This window comes from Rhizobium sp. ZPR4 (genome assembly GCF_040215725.1).
GTDB classification, from domain to species: domain Bacteria; phylum Pseudomonadota; class Alphaproteobacteria; order Rhizobiales; family Rhizobiaceae; genus Rhizobium; species Rhizobium rhizogenes_D.
The window spans coordinates 1,948,924-1,968,495 of sequence record NZ_CP157967.1 but is presented as its reverse complement, the minus strand read 5'-3'; the positions used below and the strand labels follow the sequence as shown (position 1 = coordinate 1,968,495).

17 protein-coding genes and 1 pseudogene are annotated in these 19,572 nt (G+C 59.6%); 8 read left to right on the top strand and 10 right to left on the bottom strand.

The window, feature by feature from the left end:
• Positions 1 to 206: 206 nt before the first annotated feature.
• Complete coding sequence (locus ABOK31_RS09675) at positions 207 to 458, top strand: hypothetical protein (RefSeq protein WP_349958766.1); 252 nt, start codon at positions 207 to 209, stop codon at positions 456 to 458.
• 91 nt (positions 459 to 549) lie between these two features.
• Here ABOK31_RS09675 and ABOK31_RS09670 read toward each other — a convergent pair whose 3' ends face one another.
• Positions 550 to 2,007 (bottom strand): L,D-transpeptidase, encoded by a 1,458-nt coding sequence (locus ABOK31_RS09670; protein WP_349958765.1) that lies wholly within the window; start codon positions 2,005 to 2,007, stop codon positions 550 to 552.
• Between the two features lie 216 nt (positions 2,008 to 2,223).
• On the opposite strand from ABOK31_RS09670, the gene ABOK31_RS09665 reads away from it, so the two are divergent.
• From ABOK31_RS09665 to ABOK31_RS09655, 3 genes are all read left to right on the top strand, one after another.
• A complete protein-coding gene (locus ABOK31_RS09665) occupies positions 2,224 to 3,063 on the top strand; it encodes a DUF4432 family protein (protein ID WP_349958764.1) in 840 nt (279 codons plus the stop codon).
• Between the two features lie 72 nt (positions 3,064 to 3,135).
• Positions 3,136 to 3,474, top strand: a complete 339-nt coding sequence (locus tag ABOK31_RS09660; protein ID WP_047633726.1) for a TIGR01244 family sulfur transferase — start codon at positions 3,136 to 3,138, stop codon at positions 3,472 to 3,474.
• Between the two features lie 87 nt (positions 3,475 to 3,561).
• Positions 3,562 to 3,903 carry a RidA family protein gene (locus ABOK31_RS09655; RefSeq protein WP_015340385.1) on the top strand — a complete coding sequence of 114 codons (342 nt, stop codon included), beginning with the start codon at positions 3,562 to 3,564 and terminating at the stop codon, positions 3,901 to 3,903.
• A gap of 41 nt (positions 3,904 to 3,944) precedes the next feature.
• Here the strand turns inward: ABOK31_RS09655 and ABOK31_RS09650 are convergent, their stop codons facing one another.
• From ABOK31_RS09650 to ABOK31_RS09635, 4 genes and pseudogenes are all read right to left on the bottom strand, one after another.
• Positions 3,945 to 5,603: a thiamine pyrophosphate-binding protein gene (locus ABOK31_RS09650; RefSeq protein WP_349958762.1), complete on the bottom strand. Its 1,659-nt coding sequence runs from the start codon at positions 5,601 to 5,603 to the stop codon at positions 3,945 to 3,947.
• Positions 5,600 to 6,802, bottom strand: coding sequence for a CaiB/BaiF CoA-transferase family protein (locus ABOK31_RS09645; protein ID WP_349958761.1), 1,203 nt, complete (start codon positions 6,800 to 6,802; stop codon positions 5,600 to 5,602). Before ABOK31_RS09645 ends, ABOK31_RS09650 begins: the two co-directional genes overlap by 4 nt.
• Before the next feature lie 120 nt (positions 6,803 to 6,922).
• Positions 6,923 to 7,881, bottom strand: a pseudogene (locus tag ABOK31_RS09640) (DMT family transporter).
• A 19-nt stretch (positions 7,882 to 7,900) separates the two neighbouring features.
• Positions 7,901 to 8,833 carry an alpha/beta hydrolase gene (locus ABOK31_RS09635; protein ID WP_349958760.1) on the bottom strand — a complete coding sequence of 311 codons (933 nt, stop codon included), beginning with the start codon at positions 8,831 to 8,833 and terminating at the stop codon, positions 7,901 to 7,903.
• Positions 8,834 to 9,062: 229 nt separating this feature from the next.
• Here ABOK31_RS09635 and ABOK31_RS09630 point away from each other — a divergent pair, with 229 nt between their 5' ends.
• The 4 genes from ABOK31_RS09630 to metF all read left to right on the top strand — a co-directional run bounded on the left by ABOK31_RS09630 (position 9,063) and on the right by metF (position 13,642).
• Positions 9,063 to 9,746, top strand: a complete 684-nt coding sequence (locus ABOK31_RS09630) for a ribonuclease (protein ID WP_349958907.1) — start codon at positions 9,063 to 9,065, stop codon at positions 9,744 to 9,746.
• A gap of 126 nt (positions 9,747 to 9,872) precedes the next feature.
• Entirely contained in the window at positions 9,873 to 11,522 is a 1,650-nt protein-coding gene (gene ettA / locus ABOK31_RS09625) for an energy-dependent translational throttle protein EttA (protein ID WP_174180009.1), read from the top strand.
• A 190-nt stretch (positions 11,523 to 11,712) separates the two neighbouring features.
• Positions 11,713 to 12,738, top strand: coding sequence for a metalloregulator ArsR/SmtB family transcription factor (locus ABOK31_RS09620; RefSeq protein ID WP_174180007.1), 1,026 nt, complete (start codon positions 11,713 to 11,715; stop codon positions 12,736 to 12,738).
• 1 nt (position 12,739) lies between these two features.
• Complete coding sequence (gene metF / locus ABOK31_RS09615; RefSeq protein WP_174180005.1) at positions 12,740 to 13,642, top strand: methylenetetrahydrofolate reductase [NAD(P)H]; 903 nt, start codon at positions 12,740 to 12,742, stop codon at positions 13,640 to 13,642.
• A gap of 415 nt (positions 13,643 to 14,057) precedes the next feature.
• Here the strand turns inward: metF and ABOK31_RS09610 are convergent, their stop codons facing one another.
• The 5 genes from ABOK31_RS09610 to ABOK31_RS09590 all read right to left on the bottom strand — a co-directional run bounded on the left by ABOK31_RS09610 (position 14,058) and on the right by ABOK31_RS09590 (position 19,388).
• The gene (locus ABOK31_RS09610) at positions 14,058 to 14,984 is read right to left on the bottom strand and encodes a DMT family transporter (protein WP_349958759.1); all 927 of its coding nucleotides are present in this window, start codon (positions 14,982 to 14,984) and stop codon (positions 14,058 to 14,060) included.
• A gap of 155 nt (positions 14,985 to 15,139) precedes the next feature.
• Positions 15,140 to 16,384: a lytic murein transglycosylase gene (locus ABOK31_RS09605; protein ID WP_349958758.1), complete on the bottom strand. Its 1,245-nt coding sequence runs from the start codon at positions 16,382 to 16,384 to the stop codon at positions 15,140 to 15,142.
• 79 nt (positions 16,385 to 16,463) lie between these two features.
• Positions 16,464 to 17,255: a GH25 family lysozyme gene (locus tag ABOK31_RS09600; RefSeq protein WP_349958757.1), complete on the bottom strand. Its 792-nt coding sequence runs from the start codon at positions 17,253 to 17,255 to the stop codon at positions 16,464 to 16,466.
• Between the two features lie 214 nt (positions 17,256 to 17,469).
• Positions 17,470 to 18,090 (bottom strand): class I SAM-dependent methyltransferase, encoded by a 621-nt coding sequence (locus tag ABOK31_RS09595; protein WP_174180734.1) that lies wholly within the window; start codon positions 18,088 to 18,090, stop codon positions 17,470 to 17,472.
• A gap of 50 nt (positions 18,091 to 18,140) precedes the next feature.
• Positions 18,141 to 19,388 carry a DUF3419 family protein gene (locus ABOK31_RS09590; protein ID WP_174179996.1) on the bottom strand — a complete coding sequence of 416 codons (1,248 nt, stop codon included), beginning with the start codon at positions 19,386 to 19,388 and terminating at the stop codon, positions 18,141 to 18,143.
• Positions 19,389 to 19,572 lie beyond the last annotated feature (184 nt).

Sequence of the window (19,572 nt, the reverse complement as noted above, 5' to 3'; positions counted from 1 at the left end):
GGCATTTTTCGTTTGAGGGCTACTCGCCTTGGTTTTGTTTTTGGTCTGCGGAACCCAGCGATGCGAGCAGCTTCAAGATGATCTGGCGCGGCGTGGGGAGAGGGCGATGGAAACGGCTGGTGTCTCGGATAGTCTACCGATAGCAATCATTATTGCCGGTGCGATCGGTGCGGCTTGCGGTGGCATGCTTGGAGCCCGATTGGCGCGTGCCAGTTTCTGGAAAGGACCCATCGGCCTGGATCATCAGCAGCATCATCGTTTCCCTGCTGGCAGCAGGACTATCTATATCGGATATCGTTGCCAGCATTATCGGGACGCTGAGCTTCATCATCGTCGCAGGAATATGCGGCCGGCTGTTGAAGATTGGCGCTCGTGTGACGGCCAACATCATTCTCGGCGGTTTTTTGGGCGCGATGCTGTTTTCGGTCGTTCTGGTCTATGCGATCCGTTGGGTCTGAGGCACGACAATCCGCCTCTCTTCAACCCTCATGAAATGAAAGCGCCGCCGGACAGTTCATCCGGCGGCGCTTCTTGTCGTTCAAAGTCGGTTTAGTCGACGAACTCAACGACGACGCCCGGCTTGACCATCTTGGCAAGTTCGGTCGCATCCCAATTGGTGAGGCGAACGCATCCATGGCTCTGGGTCTTGCCGATACGCGAGGGATCGGGTGTCCCGTGAATACCGTAGGTTGGCTTCGACAGGGCCATCCACACAGTTCCAACCGGGCCGTTCGGGCCTGGCGGAATGTTGAGAACCTTGTCGTTTCCGGCTTGTTGGAAGTTGATCTTCGGATTGTAGGTATAGCCCGGATTGAAGGCGACGCGCTCGACAGTCACTGTGCCGGACGGCGAAGGCGTGTCGGCGGAGCCGATGCTGGCCGGGTAGGCCGCAATCAGGGTACCGTTGGCGTCATAGGCGAAAACCTGCTTGCGGCCCTTGTCCGCCAGGATCTTGGCAACCGTGCCCGTCTTGCCGGGGCCGGTATTGACGACCTTGATCGTACTGCCCGGAACAGTGAAATCGACGCCGGGGTTGAGCGCCTTCAGGTAGCTCTCATCCATATGAAAGCGTTCCGCCAGCATTTCCGTCGTCGAGGTATAGCCGAGCGAAGGCATTTGTGACTTTGCCGCATAGTCCTCGGGGATCGAGGCGACATAAGGGCCGGCCGCATCGGCTGCCGTGATCGTATAGTTGACGATCGGCATGCCGCCGGACATGCGCAGCTGTTCGAGAATCGCGTCGGTATTGTTCGGATCGAGCGTCTGGCCAGTCATCTGCTGATAGGCATAGATCGCCTTGGTGACGTTTGCCCCCATGCGTCCGTCGATCGCACCAGGCGAAATACCCTGCCGCGCGAGGAAGACCTCCAGCGCGGTGATCTCCATCTTCGACTTGCCCTTGAGCGTGATGACGGGTTCGTCCGCCGGCTTGTTGACGATATCAGGCGTGCTCTGCTGCGGATCGATCGATGCGTAATCGCTGCCGTTCTGGTTCGTCTGGCCTTGGTTCTTGCCTGGCAATGGCTGATTGTCGAGCGGCTGGCGCTGGATATCGCCGTCACGCGGAATGCCGCCGGTGACTACGCCGCGATCCTGCTGATCGTAACCATTGTTAGGTGCACCGTCGTAGTTTCCGTAGCTGTCGGTACGATACTGACGATAATCCTGATAGTCGCCGTTGTTGGAAAGCTGCGTGTCGCCATAGCGGCCGCCATTATTGCCATAGGTATCGCGGGCAGGGGCGCGGGGATAATAGGTGCTTGCCTTCATCTCCGTGGCGACGACATTGCCATAGGCATCGACCAGAACCCGGCGCCCGCGTCCGTCGCGCGCCATGGAGTATCCACCGCCATAGGGATACTGATCGAGGATCCGGCCGTCAGGAGTGACGAGAACCGTGTTGCCATTGCCGCTACGGTAGTATTGTGCCTGCGCGTCCGTGAGCGCAAGCATGGACACGGTGGCAGTCATTGCCAGGGCAAAACTCAATTTTACGAACCGGTTCACGTCTGTCGAATCCTCGGGATAGTCGTTCGGCTGACACACACATGGCAATTTTGACGCCAGTATGGAGATTTAGATTATCATGCTGAATAAAATATAAAAATTTATGTGATCAAGGCTTCAAGTTAAGATTTGGTAAGCCAAATAACCGTTTATTTCAGCCGCGCGCCACCTTGGGACAATGTTCGCGCGCAGAGCTGATCAGGGAGGACTTTAGGGATGATGGATTTTTCTGCGGCCAAGGGGCCGAAATTGACGCTGGACGAGGGCTCTGTTCTGGATATCGGCGCCTGCATCATCGAGGGCAACAATCTTGCGCCCGGAAGTGCCGTTCCCGATGATGGTGATCCGCGTATCAGTCATTCCGTGGAAGGCTTCCTCTTCACCTGCGGGCCGGATCATATCCGCCATCCAGAGCCGATGTCCGGCGCATATGAGGGCAAGCGCTATCCGCTGCATGGCTCCTTCTCGTCTCATCCAGCCAAAATTCTCTGGACCAAATTCGAGAATGGCAATGCGGAATGCCGCGCCGATATCGATGTCATCACCGCCGAACGCCGCACCGCAAGGCTGGAACGTCTTTGGCAGATCGATGGCGCGACCGGCGAGGTCTCGCTTGCCGACCGTATCGTCAATACGAGTACGGAGGCGATGCCGGTCTTCCTGATGTACCACATGAACATCGGCGGCAAATGGTTCGACAACGGCACGCGCCTCGCCGGACAGATGCTGGAGAATGGTGGCTTTCCCTGGACCTTCGGCGAGGAGGGGGGCGATATCTTCTGCGTGCCGACGCAAGGCAAGGGGGAGGATTGGGCGGAGATCAGCCTTGGTCCCATCGCGGCCATCGGCGGCAAGACTTTGAGGGTGCGCTTCGGCACCGATACGCTGCCTTTCCTGCAGGTCTGGCGCAATCAGCGCGCGCCGGCGCATGTGCTGGGCATCGAGCCGGTTTCGCACCGTTGGGTCTCGCGCGCCGAGCTGGAAGAGGCGGGCGAATTCAATATTCTCCAGCCCGGCGAAGCCCGCAATTTCATGCTCAACTTTGCCTTCGTTTGAGGGTGTGCCGCGGTTGACGCTCGCCCTGTCGCGGCGTAGATCAAGGCCACGGTTTTAGAGAGGACATGAACCATGGATATCCGCCCGATCGACGATGAATACTCGGTCTCCGGCCAGATTGCCGTAGACGATCTCGATGAGATCAAGGCCCTGGGTTTCAAGTCCATCGTCTGCCATCGCCCCGATGGCGAGAGCCCGGATCAGACGCCGTTTGGTGTCATCGAAGCCCGTGCCAAGGAACTCGGCCTGGAGATCACCCATGTGCCCGTCGGCCCGATGGGCGTGACCGAAGAGGCTGTGCAGGGCATGGTCGATGCGCTGGACGAATTCCCGCGGCCGATGCTCGGCTATTGCCGTTCCGGCGCACGCTCGACGGCGATTTATCAGAAGACGCATCACATTCGCGGCTGAACGGCTGTTTCCTCGGCCCTTTAGATTGCAGGGCAGGCTATGGGCCTTGCCCTGTCTACTCGTCGAAAACAACATCAGGAGAAGACCATGAGCATCAAGCGTATCGACGTCGGCGCCCGCATGAGCGGCGCAGTTATCCACGGCAACACCGTTTATCTCGCCGGCCAGGTTGGCGAAGGCGAAAGCGTCACCGATCAGTGCAAGTCGGCGCTGGCTGAAGTCGATCGCCTGCTCGCTGCAGCCGGCTCCAACAAGTCGAAGATCCTGCAGACGCTCATCTACCTCTCCGACATTTCCTACTTCGCCGAAATGAACGCTGCCTGGGAAGCCTGGGTCGATCCGGCCAATACGCCGGCCCGCGCCACCAGCGAAGCCAAGCTCGCTGCGCCGAAGTACAAGGTTGAGTTCATCGTGACGGCGGCGCTCTAAGTCGCCCGATCAGTGTTTTGGAAAGGCCGGTGGGCTCGCGCTCACCGGCTTTTTGTTTGGGCAATTTCCGTCAGCGTGCGGGAGGGTGTGATCGCTTCCGGATCGAGCGCAATCTCGATGATTGTCGGCTTGCCGCTGGCGCGCGCCCGCTCGAAGGCCGGGCCAAACTCTTCCGTTGCCTTCACGGTCTCGCCATGGCCCCCATAGGCACGGGCAAGAGCCGCAAAATCCGGATTGTCGAGCGCCGTAGCGCTGACACGGCCGGGGTATTCCCGCTCCTGATGCATGCGGATGGTGCCGTACATACCATTATTGATAACCAAGGCTATGAGTGGCAGTTCATGCTGGACGGCGGTCGCAAATTCCTGCCCATGCATCATGAAACAACCGTCGCCGGCAAAGCAGATAACCTCGCGCTCAGGGAAGAGCTGTTTCGCGGCGACCGCTGCCGGCAGGCCGTAACCCATTGAGCCAGATGTCGGTGCGGACTGCGTGTTGAAGCGGCGGAAGCGATGGAAGCGGTGCAGCCAGGTCGCATAGTTGCCGGCGCCGTTGGTGAAGATCGTATCGTCAGCGGTGTTGGCTTCGATCCAATCCATGATGCGGCCCATGTGTACCGCGCCGGGGCTCTTTTCCGGTGTCGTCGACCAGGCAAGGTAGACCGCGTGCATGCGTTCCGTGCGCTCCGCCCAGGGCGCTTCGTGCGGTGGGGCCAAATCTGCGAGGGCAGCAACGAAGTCAGTCGGGCTCGCGCAAATGGCCAGATCTGGCCGGTAGACGCGACCAAGTTCGGAGGGATCGGGATGAATGTGGACGAGTTGCTGGCGCGGGTAGGGGATATCGACCAGCGTATAGCCGGAGGACGGCATTTCGGAGAGGCGGCCACCGAGAAGGATCAGCAGATCCGCTTCCTTGATCTCCTTTGCCAGCGCCGGGTTGATGCCGATGCCGACATCGCCGGCATAGTTTGGATGCAGGTGGTCGAACAGCATCTGCCGGCGGAAGGAGCAGCCGACCGGTAGCTTGAAACGCTCTGCGAACTGCCTGATGCCGGCAACCGCGTCTTCGTTCCAGCGCGTGCCGCCGAGAATGACCATCGGCCGTTCCGCAGTCGCGAGGCGCTTCCGGAGATCTGCAAGCTGGTTGCGGCCCGGATGAGCGGCAACGGGGACATAAGGCAGCGCTTCCGGCGCTTCGACCTCATCGCGCAGCATATCCTCAGGCAGGGTCAGCACGACGGGGCCGGGACGCCCAGACGTCGCGACCGCGAAGGCGCGGGTGACGAATTCCGGAATGCGGGCGGCATCATCGATCTCGCCGACCCATTTGGCGAATTCGGTAAAGGCGCGCCGGAATTCCACTTCCTGAAAGGCTTCGCGTTCGCGGGCATCACGCTGGACGTGGCCGATGAACAGGATCATCGGGATCGAATCCTGCCGCGCGATGTGGAGACCGGCAGACGCGTTGGTGGCGCCGGGACCACGGGTAACCATGCAGATGCCCGGCTCGCCGGTCAATCGGCCCCAGGTGTCCGCCATCATGGCCGCGCCGCCTTCCTGGCGACAGACGAGCACCTTGATATCGCTGTCATGCAGGGCATCGAGCACAGCGAGAAAGCTCTCGCCCGGCACGCAGGAAATGCGCTGCACGCCATTGGCCTTTAATGCCTCGACGATGAGTTGCCCGCCCGTTCGTTTCATGTGCTTGCCTTTCCCTCCAGTTCGGCCAATTCGGCCAGAACTTCCTCCTGATGTTCGCCGAGACGCGGGCTCGGCCGCGTATAGGTGAGCGGCGTTTCCGAGAGCACGATTGGCGTGCGCACGCTCGGAATGACGGTGCCGGCATTATCCTCGAGATCGATCCTCAAGCCACGCGCCACAATCTGCGGATCGGCGAACATATCCTCGATCGTGTTGATAGCGCCGGCCGGGACGGCATTGGCTTCGCAGGCTCGAAGCAGATCCGCCTTGTTCCATTTCAGCGTCTCAGTGGAGACAAAAGCGCGCACCTCGTTGCGATGGGCGACGCGGGCCTTGTTGGTGGCATAGCGTTCGTCGTCGGCATTGGCTTCCATGCCGAGAATGGCGCACAGGCGCCGGAACTGTCCGTCGTTGCCGACGGCAAGAATGAGATAACCGTCGGCCGTCGGCACGACTTCATAGGGCGAGATGTTGGGATGGGCGTTGCCGAGCCGCACCGGCGACTTGCCGGAGATCAGATAGTTCATGTTCTGATTGGCAAGCACGGCGGATTGAACGTCGAGCAGCGCCATGTCGATGAGCTGCCCTTCGCCCGTCTTCAGGGCATGGATCAGGGCCGCCTCGATCGCCGAAACCGCATAGATGCCGGTGAAGATGTCAGCGATCGCCACACCAGCTTTCATTGGCTGGCCACCCGGCTCACCTGTTATCGACATGAAGCCGGACATGCCCTGGACGATATAGTCGTAGCCCGCGAGGTTGGCATAGGGGCCGGTCTGCCCGAAGCCGGTAATCGAGCAATAGACGATACGTGGGTTGATCGTTTTCAGGCTTTCGTAATCCAGCCCGTATTTGACCAGACCGCCGAGCTTGAAATTCTCGATCACCACATCGGCCGTCTTCACCAGCCGGCGCACCAGTTCCTGACCTTCCTCTGTTCTGAGGTCGGCGGTGATGGAGCGCTTGCCGCGATTGGCGGAATGGTAATAGGCGGCGGAGAGATTTTCGCCATCCTTGCCTTCGACGAAGGGCGGTCCCCATTGACGCGTGTCGTCGCCGCCATCGGGATTTTCCACCTTGATGACATCGGCGCCGAGATCGGCGAGCATCTGCCCGGCCCAGGGACCGGCGAGCACGCGGGCAAGCTCGATGACACGAATACCGGAAAGCGGAGGTTTCTTGGTCTTTTGTTCTGTCATGTCTGTCCGCTCTGCCGCTTAGAGCAATTCCAGGAAAAGTGCGAAGCGGTTTTCCGTCCGGAATTGCGTCGAAACAAAATGATAGAGCGTTTTTGCGATTCGAAGAAAAGCGGAAAGGCTCTAGGGCGTGAATGCTGTTTCAGATGTATCGGATACGGGTCTGGAAGCAAAGCGCCGCTCACGCCAGAGGATGTAGAGCCCCGAGCCCATGATGATGAGGATGCCGAGCCATTTGATCGCGTCGGGGAAGTTGTCGAAGACGAGCCAGCCGAAGATCGTTGCCGAGACGATCTCGAAATATTGCAGCGGCGCGAGCGTCGAGGCAGGCACGGCGCGGTAGGCGTAGACCGTCAGGATACCGGCGGCCGCTGCAGTGGCTCCGACACCGAAGAGATAGAGCATGGCCGTCAGATCCGGCATGACCGGATCGAGGACTACAGCCCCGGTCGCCCGGCCGATGGCAAGTAGGATCAGGCTGAAGCCGGTGCCCCACACGGCGGTCTGGAACTGCATCGACCAGGCATCCTCGCTATGAGATACGATGCGCGTGATCATCACATAGACGGCGATGCAAAGCGCGGTGACGACGGGGAGCAGGGCGACGAAACCGACCTCCTGAAAGCTTGGCTGGATAATCAGCATCGCGCCAAAAAGCCGACGGCGCAGGCCGTGTAGCGGCGCCAGCCGATGGTTTCCTTCAGGAAGATGCTGCTCAGGATGGTGAGCATCATCGGCTCGACGAAGAAGATGGCGATAGCATCGGCCACTTCCATCACCTGCAGCGTGGTCACGAACGACACCATGGACAACGTCAGCACGGCGGCACGGATGGCATGAACGCCACTGCGCCGCCATGTCCACGCGCCCCATTGCCAGCGCATCGCCATCATCGGCAGCGCGAAGAGAGCCTGGAAGATAAAGCGGGCGGCGGTAACTTCGCCTGGCGGGATCGTGGCTGCCGCGAGCTTGGAGAAGATGTCGATGATCGGCGAGAGGACGACGGAGAGAAACATCATCAACAGGCCGAAGGTCAGCTCCGATTGCGGCAATCGGACCGAGGAGCCACCGGAGGTGTTCATTGCGGAATTTCCTTGAGAATCAGTTGTTTGCCGTCACCTTCTTGCACCAATCGGCAAAGTCGGAAATGGCTTGCTCGGCGCCGATGTCGTTGAGCGTCTCGTGCCGCGTGTGCGGATAGATCTCGATGGTGATATGAGAGAGGCCAGCACTTTTCAAATGATTTTCCAGCCAGGAAATCGCTTTCGCATTGTCGGTTGCCGGGTCCTTGCCGCCTCCGACGAGATGGATGGGCATGTTGCGCCGGAGACGGTCAAGATACGTCTTTTGCGGTGCGCGGAAGGTCAACTCGAATAGATCAAGCCAGAGCGAGACGGAGGCATCGAAGCCGCAAAGGGGATCGGCGATATACTTGTCGACCTGTTCCGGGACGCGGGAGAGCCAGTCGAAGTCCGTACGGCGATCTGCGATCGATTTGCCCCAGGTGCCGAATGTCAATTTCGGCAATGGTCCGCTCGGTACATCCGATCCCTTGAACATGCGCTCGGTCTTGAGAATGAGTTGAGCGGCGCGGCCGGCAAGACCCGGATTGAAATTGGAGTTCCACACGGTGACGGCATCGAACTTGTCCGGATGGGTGACGACGGTGTTCAGGCTGATCAGTCCGCCCATGGAGTGACCGAACAGGATGATCGGCAGGCCGGGATGGGTGCTTGCGGCAAGCTCACGCATGGCAAGCACGTCGGCGATGACCTGTTCGACACCATCTCTTCTGGCAAAGCGCCCGATCGGCGCATCGGGGGCAATGGTCTCGCCATGGCCGCGATGGTCATGGACATAGACATGAAAGCCTTGGGCGGCCATCGCGCCCGCGAAGGCTTCATAGCGGCGGGAATGCTCGGCGAGACCATGTGATATCAGCAGGATACCGCGAGCATCGGTCGCAGCCGGCAAATGATGATAGGCAAGGGTCGCGCCCGTCGGACTGTTCAGGCGCTGTGTCTCGGCGAACATGTATTCGGTCCTCCCCGGTAGGACGAAAGGTTATCATCCGCCCGATTGCAATGGATAGGTGGTAAAGCTCACAGAAATAAATCTTTCCGAGCGCTGCGATTGAGGATTGCATCCGCTCGATCAAACTGCTTATTTGTTCCTATAATGTTCTAGTTGGAGGCAGGGAATGAAGCATTGGCTTCGGGTATTTGCGGTTGCAATCCTTTCGATCGGCACCGTGACGGGCGCCATGGCGCAGGAACATAGCCGCGGGCGGACACGCTTTATCCTGGCGGCAAGCTGGGAGCCGGCATTTTGTGCGACGAACCAGAAGAAGGCGGAATGCCGGAACCAGTCGTCGGATAGTCATGATGCCACGAACTTCTCGCTGCATGGCCTCTGGCCGATGCGGCAGGAATATTGCGATGTTTCCGAGGATCTGAAGCAGGCGGATCGCAGCAGTGACTGGAAGGATCTGCCGGCGGTGCAGCTGTCGCAGGACGTGAAGACGAAGCTCGACAAGGTGATGCCGGGCACCCAATCCGGCCTCGAGCGGCACGAATGGATCAAGCACGGCACCTGCACGAAGCTCAGCGCCGACCAGTATTTCGCCATCGCCGCCGGCCTGATCACCGAGCTCAATGCATCGGCCGTGCGCGAGCTCTTCGCGCAGAATATCGGCAAGGAGCTGGATGCCGAAAGCATCAAGGCAGCCTTCGACCAGAGCTTCGGCGAAGGCGCCAATGCGCGCATCAAGATGAGCTGCCGCCGGGTCGGCAACGTCAGGATGATTTCGGAGCTGACCATCGGTCTCTCGGAAGATGCGATCGATCCACAGCAGGGTAATGAGCCGCGGCTCGCCAAGTTGATCCAAAGTGCGGGCAGCACCTCGTTCGGCTGCGACCGCGGCGTGGTGGACGCGGCCGGTTTCTAGCCTAATCCGGGCTTTGCGACGCGGATAAATGCCCTCGGACAAGGTTTCGCCGTTGCCCGAGGGCCGGGTTTCGCCTACATAGCGGCACAATTCGCAATGTTATCCGTCCGTGGAGTAACCCAAGCTATGGCACGTCAGTTTATTTATCATATGGCCGGACTGAATAAGTCCTATGGCGCCAAGAAGATCCTTGAGAATATCCATCTCTCCTTCTACCCCGATGCCAAGATTGGTATTCTCGGTCCGAACGGCGCGGGTAAGTCGACGGTGCTGCGCATCATGGCCGGCCTCGACAAGGAATATACCGGCGAGGCCTGGCTGGCCGAAGGCGCGACCATCGGGTACCTGGCGCAGGAGCCTCAGCTCGATCCCAACAAGACGGTTTTCGAAAACGTCATGGAAGGCGTTGCCAAGAAAACCGAAATCCTCAATCGCTACAACGAATTGATGATGAACTATTCCGACGAGACGGCGGACGAGGGCGCCAAGCTCCAGGACATCATCGACAGCCAGAATCTCTGGGATCTGGAAAGTCAGGTCGAGATGGCGATGGAAGCATTGTGCTGCCCGCCGCGCGATGCCGAAGTCACCAGCCTTTCCGGTGGTGAGCGCCGCCGTATCGCGCTCTGCCGCCTGCTTCTCTCGCAGCCGGACCTGCTGCTGCTCGACGAACCGACCAACCATCTCGACGCCGAGACCATTGCCTGGCTGGAAAAGCACCTGCGCGACTATCCGGGCGCTGTGATGATGATCACCCACGATCGCTACTTCCTCGACAATGTTACCGGCTGGATTCTCGAACTCGACCGCGGCCGTGGCATTCCCTACGAAGGCAACTATTCCGCCTATCTGCGGGCCAAGGCTAAGCGCATGCAGCAGGAAGCCCGCGAAGAAGCTGGCCGTCAAAAGGCAATCAGCCGCGAACAGGAATGGATCGCCTCCAGCCCCAAGGCTCGTCAGGCCAAGTCCAAGGCGCGTATCAACGCTTACGAACAGCTGGTCGACGCTGCCGAAAATCAGCGTCCCGGTGATGCGCAGATCATCATTCCGGTCAGCGAGCGTCTCGGCCAGGTGGTAATCGAGATGGAGGGCATCACCAAGGGCTTCGAAGGCCGCACGCTGGTCAACGATCTGTCGATCAAGCTGCCGCCGGGCGGCATCGTCGGCATCATCGGCCCGAACGGCGCCGGCAAGACGACGCTGTTCAAGATGATCACGGGGCAGGAAAAGCCGGATTCCGGCTCGGTCCGTATCGGCGAGACGGTGCATCTCAGCTATGTCGACCAGAGCCGCGATGCGCTTGACGGCAATAAAACCGTATGGGAGGAAATCTCCGGCGGCGCCGAAATCATCAAGCTCGGCAAGTTCGACATGAACTCGCGCGCCTATTGCGGCGCCTTTAACTTCAAGGGTGGCGACCAGCAGCAGAAGGTCGGCAATCTCTCCGGCGGTCAGCGCAACCGTGTTCATCTGGCCAAGATGCTGAAGGCTGGCGGCAACGTGCTTCTGCTCGACGAACCCACAAACGACCTCGATACGGAAACGCTGGGGGCTCTGGAAAGCGCGCTCGAAAACTTCGCCGGCTGCGCCATCATCATCAGCCACGATCGCATGTTCCTCGACCGTCTGGCCACGCATATCCTAGCCTTTGAAGGCGAAGGCCATGTCGAATGGTTCGAAGGCAATTTCGAAGATTACGAGCAGGACAAGATCCGCCGCCTCGGTCCCGATGCCCTCAATCCGGGCAGCCAGGCGCACAAGCGACTGACGCGCTAAGCTCTCGATTTCGCTCTTCGAAGACCCCGGCTTGTCCGGGGTTTTTGTTTGCCCATCGGCGTAATCGGATATTCCGTTTTCGTCAGAAACTAACAGATTTCCGACGTCGAATTAGCGTCGCGAGCGATTGGCTCTTGCAGATCGAACCCAAATCACATAAAGATATCTTTATATCTTGATTGGGTGTGGAATGACGGATCTGGTTAAACTCGGCTTGGATGATGTGGTGGATGTGCTGAAGGCGGTCGGCGAGCCGACGCGGCTGCGTCTCCTGGCACTCCTCGCGGCCGGCGATCTCACTGTCACCGATCTTACTGAAATTCTCGGCCAGTCGCAGCCGCGTATTTCCCGACATTTGAAACTGCTCGGCGAAGCCGGCCTGATCGATCGTTATCAGGAGGGTGCCTGGGCTTATTTCCGTTTGAAGCAAGAGGGCAAGGCCGTCACGCTGGCGCGCGCTCTGCTGCGCCACACCGCCGAGAAAGATACAGTGCTGCTGCGCGATGGCGAGCGGCTTACCTCGGTGAAGCGTGTTCGTGCCGAACGTGCGCAGGCCTATTTCAGCCGCAATGCCGCCGAATGGGACGAGCTGCGACGCCTCCATGTCGCCGATGAGGATGTCGACAAGGCGTTGATCGATCTGATCGGTCCGCAGCCGATCGACTCCTTTCTCGATCTCGGCACGGGCACGGGCCGGATGCTGCAGCTTCTGACCGGCCATTACCGCCGCGCCATCGGCATCGATGCCAGCCGTGACATGCTGGCGGTTGCGCGCGCCAATCTCGACCGGGCCAACATCACAAGCGCTTCGGTGCGCCATGGCGATATTTTCAACCTGCCGCTCGAACAGCAGGATTTCGACCTCATCACCATCCATCAGGTGCTGCATTTCCTCGATCAGCCGGAGATCGCCATCAACGAGGCTGCGCGAATGCTGCGGCCCGGCGGTCGGCTCGTCATCATCGATCTCGCACCGCACGGGCTTGAATATCTGCGTGACGAGCATGCGCATCTGCGTCTCGGCTTCTCGCATCAGACCATGTCGGATTGGTTGAAGCTGGCGGGGCTGGATGTGGAGCGCGTGCAGGACCTTCATTCGGGGAGGGAAGGCGGTCAGGCGCTGACCGTCACCATCTGGCTGGCGCGCGACCCGCGATTGCTGATTGCGTCCGACCAGGGCCACCAGTCATCCCCCATTCTTGCCGGGAGAGTTTGACATGTCTTCGAGATCAGAAAGCCGTAACGACGGTATCCGCATCTCCTTCGAGTTCTTTCCGCCGAAGTCGGAAGAGGCCGAGCAGCAGCTGTGGAACACCGTTGAGGAGCTCAGCGATTGGGACGCTGAGTTCGTTTCAGTCACGTATGGAGCAGGCGGCTCGACCAAGGCGCCAACGCTTTCCGCCGTGCGCAAGATGATCCATGAGACGCCGTTCACGACCGCATCGCATCTGACCTGCGTCGGGGCAACGCGTGAGGACACCCATCGGGTGATCGACGAGTTCCTGGCTGCGGGCGTTCGCCGTTTCGTCGCCCTGCGCGGCGATCCGCCGGGCGGCGTTGGCTCGGCCTATCAGCCGCATCCGGGCGGCTATGCCAATGCTGCTGAACTGGTGGGAGCTTTGCGTGAGCGCGGCGATTTCGATATCTCCGTGTCGGCCTATCCGGAAAAGCATCCGGAAAGCCGTGATACGGCAGCCGATATCGATATGCTGAAGCGTAAAGCGGAAAACGGTGCCGATCGGGCGCTGACCCAGTTCTTCTTCGATAATGATGCGTTTGAGCGCTATCATGATCGCGTTCGCGCGGCTGGCATCAAGATTCCGGTCGTGCCGGGCATCATGCCGATCCAGAACCTGACCCAGCTGAAACGCTTTGCCGGTGCTTGTGGCACGACTATTCCGTCCTGGCTCGACGAGCGTTTCGACGGTCTGGAGGAGAATACCGAAGAGCGTGCCAGGGTCGCCGCTGAAGTTGCTGCCGAGCAGATCCAGGATCTGATGCGCCGTGGCATCCATGAGTTTCATCTCTACACGATGAACCGTTCGGCGCTCGTCTCGGCCGTCCTCGAACGGCTGGGTCTTGAGCGCAAGGTGGATGCGCGCGCCGGCGCCGCTGCCTAAAACTTTCGCCCAATTTACTCATAAAAAGCGCATGTCCTGCTGGGACATGCGCTTTTCTAATGAAACAGGGGTTTTGTTAGCTTTTCGGAGTTTGGTCGTCTGCGAATTTCGCCGAAGCCGTTAGATGAAAAGCATCGTCACGACGAAAGCGAAGGCCGCACCGACCACTAGGACGTTGATGGATCGCGTTAATCCCATGTCTTCCTCCTCAGTCAGCCGTTAAATTTTATGTCGAAAATGTGTTGCTTGCAAAGAACATTCGATGCTGCGGCGCGGTATCGAGCTCGCGACGTGATTCATGGCTTTGTGGCAATGATTTGAATTTGCTTTATAAAAGGCGATTGTGAGCTCAATGACGGGCTGTGAATAAATATTAATATGTTGTGACTGCGGGCCATCTGAGTGGAGCGTGAGATCATATTTCCCGCGTTCTGACGCTGCGTTTCATCCACATGAAAAGTCGCCCATCGAGAACGAGCAGACCTGCGGCGATGAGCAGCATGCCGGCGATTTCGGCAGGCCCTATCCGCTCGCCGAGAAAGAGGAAGCCAAGTAATAGCGCGCTTGGCGGCACCAGCAGTGTGACGAGGGAGGTGTTGGTGGCGCCGGCAAGCTCGATGATGCGAAAATAGAGGATGTAAGCAAACGCGGTCGACAAGAGCGCCAAGCCGAGAATGGCGGCAATCGCCGTCACCGGCGGGACGGCAAGCGTCCAAGGCTGGTCGATCAGCAGCGCAAGCGGCAGCATGATGAGCGAGGAGCCGGTCAGCTGGCCCGCCGCCACGACCGGCGGCGCGATGCCCTTGAAGCGCTTGGCATAGATCGCGGCAAAGCCATAGGAGATCGCGGCGAGGATCGGCAATGACAGCGCCCAAAAGGGAACCGAGCCGCTGCTGGTGATGCTCGGCCCGAGCAACACCGCCGTTCCGAGCAGGCCGGTGAGACAGCCGATCAGCTTGGCCGATGTCAGACGTTCGTCGGTGGTAAGCTGATTGCCGATCAATACGGTCCACATCGGCGTCGTCGCGTTCAGGATCGATGCAAGCCCGGCGCCCATCTGCGTCTGGCCGCAGAAGATCAGCGCATGCGGAATCGCATTGTTGATCAAGCCCAGCAGCAGAAATTGCCGCCAATGCTGCCGCAGCGACTGATAGATGCCAAGGCGACCGGCAAGGTAGATGTGCAGCGCCACCGCCGCCAAGGACAGACGCAGCAGGACGAGCGTGAAAGGTGGCACATGGTGAACTGCGATGCGCGCGAAAAAGAAGGAGCCACCCCAGATCAGCCCCAGCAACAGCAGCAGGCCCCAGGTTGAAGCGCTCATTCGATGTTCGCCATTCATGGCATCTCTCCTCTTTCGATGCATCTAAACCGGAAGAGTGCGGGCTCTCCACCCGTTTCTTGCTGCTTTGGGGTTGTGGGTGCTCACGGCTATAAGGGGAGCAGGTACAAAAAAGGCGGCCCGGAGCCGCCTTTTCGATCGATGTATAGGAGAAATCAGAGCGCGTTGAGCAGCGCCGCCGTCGCCCAGCCATCTGCCGGCAACCCCAGACGGAACTGTTCCTTCTGGATGGCGACACGCGTGCCGGAACCCAAAATGCCATCGATCTTGCCGACATCGTAGCCGCGGGCCACGAGCTTGGTCTGAAGCGCCTTCATGTCGACATCGTTGAGACCCGCCTCGGGGTTGCCCTTGTTATAGGGCGGAGCGCCGGCAAAGCGGGTGGCGAAATAGGCGGCCGAGGTCGTGTAGATGAACGACTGGTTCCAGCCGAGATAGGTATTGTAGTTCGGATAGGTGAGGAAGGCAGGTCCCTTGCGGCCCTGCGGCAGAATGAGTGCTGCCGGCAGGGAGCCGAAGTTGGTATTTCCGTCGCGCGGTGTGACGCCAAGCTTGAACCAGTCAGCAGCCGTCAGCGTGCCGCCGATGCCGGATTTTTCCCAGGGAAGGTTATCCGGAACCGTGACTTCCTGCAGCCAGGGCTGGCCGCGCTGGAAGCCGAGATGCTGGAGGAAGCGCGCTGTCGTCAGGATGACGTCGGGTGCGCTGGTCTTGAGATTGACATGCCCGTCGCCGTCGCCGTCCGTGCCGTAAGCGATGATATCGGGCGGCAACATCTGCGTCTGGCCGATCTCGCCAGCCCATGCACCCGTCGTCGTTGCCGGGTCGACGTCGCCGCGCTGGACGAGTTCGATCAGTGCAATCAGGCGCGGGCGGAAGAAGTCCGGCCGGCGGCAATCATGCGAGAGGGTGACCAGCGCATTGCGGGTGTTGAAATTGCCCTGAACGGCGCCAAAATCCGTTTCCATCGCCCAGAAGGCGGTGATGACACCGGGAGGCACGCCATAGTCCTGTTCAGCCTTGGCGAAGACGTCGGCATATTGCTTCATCTTCTGGCGGCCGATGTCGAGGCGGCCCTGGCTGACGGTGCGCTGCGAGAATTCGAGGAAGGTCTGGCGGAAGACACCCTGGCTGCGGTCCATTGCTAGAACCTTGGGGTCGATCTGCGCACCGGCGAACGTCTTGTCGGCGGCCGCGGCATCCGCACCATCGGCAATCGCCTCAGCCTTTACGCCAGCCAGAAAAGCCGCGAGATCGCCGCCGCAGGCTACTTTTGGCGTTGCGTCGCTGCTTGCGGGCGGCACTGCGGCCGGAGCCGCGCTCTGTGCCATTGCCGTACCGGTCATGGCGGAAGCGAGGAGCAACGCAAGAGCGCCGCGTCGAATGGTGTGACGATCCATGAGCGATCCTTCCTAGTGATAGAATAGGGTCGCTTTCACAGAAGATTGTGACATAAGCAAGAGTGAAATGGGCTCAGTATTAAGAATTTCCCTGCTTCTCTACTGCAGCCACCCAGTTTTGCCAGTTCTGCTCGGAGCCGGCAAAAACATTGATGTCCGTCGGGCCTTTGATGCCGGGGATTACGCCCGTCGAGGTATATTGCCAGAAGGCCCAGCTGCGGTCTGCGTAGGTCTCTTTCGGATGCTTGGCGACCGAGCGAACCCAGAAGTGATAGTCCTTGAAATAGCCGACAAGATTTTCGCGGTGGAAGTCGACCGAAGTATAGATAATCGGGCGCTTGCCGTAATAGGCCTCCAGGCGATCCATGAACCGCTTGATTTCCGTTCGCACCGTTTCAGGAGCCGGTCTGGTCTTGCAGGTCGGGGAGCCAGGGTTCCATTCGACGTCGACGACGGGCGGAAGCGCCATGGCATCCTTCGGCACGTTGCGGATGAACCAATCGGCCTGTTCGTCGGCGGTGGAGCAGAAATAGAAGAAATGATAGGGCGCGTGCAGAAGTCCTGCGGCGCTGGCCTCGTTCCAATACTCGGTGAAACGAGGATCGATCCGATCCTTGCCCTCCGTCGCCTTGATGAAGACAAAGGCAACGCCGGAGTTCTTGACGGCTTTCCAATCGATATCGCCCTGCCATTTGGAAATATCGATGCCATGGATGGGGTGGCGCTCGGGATGATCGCGGCCGAAGTCCTGGGGTTTCGTATCGGCGAACCTGGTCTTGGGAAGGGCCGCTGTCGACAGGGCATCGTAGCCTGTCGTGCAGCCATTCAAAAAGAGAGCGAGCGGCAGTAGGCATGCCAGAAGCCGGCGCATAGGTTTCCTGTAATGGCGCGAGTGATCTTGCTGCCCCAAGATTTGGCTTCCGTAATATGGTCCCCGAGAATCCGAAGGAGCGGCAGACCATACCGTTGCCAGCTGGTCTTGCCACTTTATTCACCATATCAACGTAAAAAATGCGTTATCTTCAAGCAAATTCTTATGCTTGGCGGCTTCCAGGGCCGGATTTTACGCTGGAATCCATCGCTACTCAGGCGGCGTGCCGGGTCGCCACGGCTCGCCAGGCATAACCGCGGCCGATCTTTTCGGTTTTCACCGACATCCCTCGCGCTGCAGCCTTCTCTTCCAGCACCGTCAGAAGATCGGCACGGGGAGTGACGTGGAATTTCTTCAGCCAGCCCTTGAGCATGGCGCGGAACCAGCCCGGCAACCCTTCCTGCTGGCCGAAATCGACGATGTGAAGCTCGCCACCCGGCGCGACTGCGTCGAGCGATGCGTCGATGGCATTTTTCCAGTCCGGGATCATCGAGAGCGCGTAGGAGATCATGACGCGGTCGAAGCCGTCGACGCTGAAATCGGCCGGCGAAAAGGCCGTGGCATCGGCGACGCGAAAATCCGGCATCTCCTTCAAGCCGCGAAAATTGCCGCGCGCCGAGATCAACATTTCCTGCGAGATGTCGAGGCCATAGAGCCGGGCTGAAGGGAAGCGCCGATAGGCGAGCAGCATATTGCGGCCCGTGCCGCAGCCCACTTCCAAGAGCGAGCCGCCGGTGGGTACATTCAGCTGCTCGATCGTTCGATCGCGGCCGAACAGGTAATACTTGCGGGTCAGGTCATAGATGTGACGCTGATAGCGGTACATGCCGTCCATCAGCTTGGCGTGGTTATTCGCGCTGGTTTCTACGCCCGTATCCGCCTGGCTCACGCTTTTTTCCCGTAGATGTGGAAGCCGCCGTAGATGGCCGAACGGTCACGGGCGTTGAGTTCCTGTGAACGCTCTTCGAAATAGACCCACTGGTCGCGGATCGCTGGAGAGAGGCGGCCTTCGATGATGCTCTTTTCCGCGGCCGTGCGGAAGATGACGCGGGCGCCTTCGCGCGCCGTGCGAGTGATCTCCGCCCAGAGGCCATTGAGCTGCTCGTCGGTCATCCAGTCCTGCGCATCGAGCAGGATGTAGCGATCGCGCGAGGCTGCCGGCTTGGAAGCGAGAAGCTCGGTGAAATTGGCGTGATGCACGTCGACGCGGTCGGCATTGGCGCGGATCGCGGCATAGTGCTCAGGCTTCAGATAGGTTGGCAGAGGACCCTGATGCTGAGCCGCGTAGCGGCGCGAGAATGCCTGCCAGGCAAAGTAATTGTCGCGCATCGGGAAATGACAGGCGAGCTTTTCCAGACGGTGCTTCAGCACGGAGGAAATGGAATCGTCGCCGGCGAGGCTCGCAAGCTCGTCATATTGCTGCGGCGGGATGCCAAGGCCGAAGAGCGAGCTTTTGCGGCCGAGCAGCCAGCGAACGGCGCGCTTGTCGAAGATCGGAGCGATTTCCTCTTCGAAGAACTGCCGTTGCTCGCGCATGGTGCGGGCTTCCGTCATCTTGTCGAGGCGAACGCCGTGCAAGCGTGCCAATATATGGGCGGCGCCGATAAACCGGCCGAGAAGGCCGGTCTTGTAGATATTGCGGTTGAAGACCGTGATGCGGCGGCGGCCGTAGAGATCGCGACCGTCCCAGTACGCCGCCGTTGCCGTGTCGAGGCGCGGCGCGATGAACTGGTCGTAGGCCTGGCTATTGGCCGTAATGTCTGGCGTTCCGAAGAAGCGCACCAGATCCGCGTGGCCGGGAAGCAGGCGGAAGGCCGCGAGCTTCAGCTTGTTCAGCGCGATATGGTGGCGATTGAGGTCGACGACGTCGATGGATGCAGGATTTTGCGAGAGATAGGCGAGCATGTTGCAGCCGCCCGAACCGATGGTGACGATGCGATGATGCGCCTGCAGCTCCATCGCCTCCATATCGATATCCGGATCTTCCCAAATTTGCGGATAGACGAGGCCGGAAAACAACATCCCGAACAGGCGCTCGGAGAGGCCAGCTTTAGACAGTGCCTTGTGCTGTAGCAGAGCGTCCTTGAGTTTCCGGTTCTTTTGGAGACCGGCATCCGGGGCGAATTCCGTCATCTGAGTCTTGTCACCGATTTGTGAAGTTCAGGGCGTGTAACCCGGCAATGCTACAGTCTGATGACGCGGGCTGTTGGCAGATTTCGCGGAAATGGACCGTTACGCAGATTTAACGAGCTGCCATGACGATAGGCCTTTCATCTTGTTACGTTTCCTGATTGTCTCCGCCTACCTTTCTGGAGGG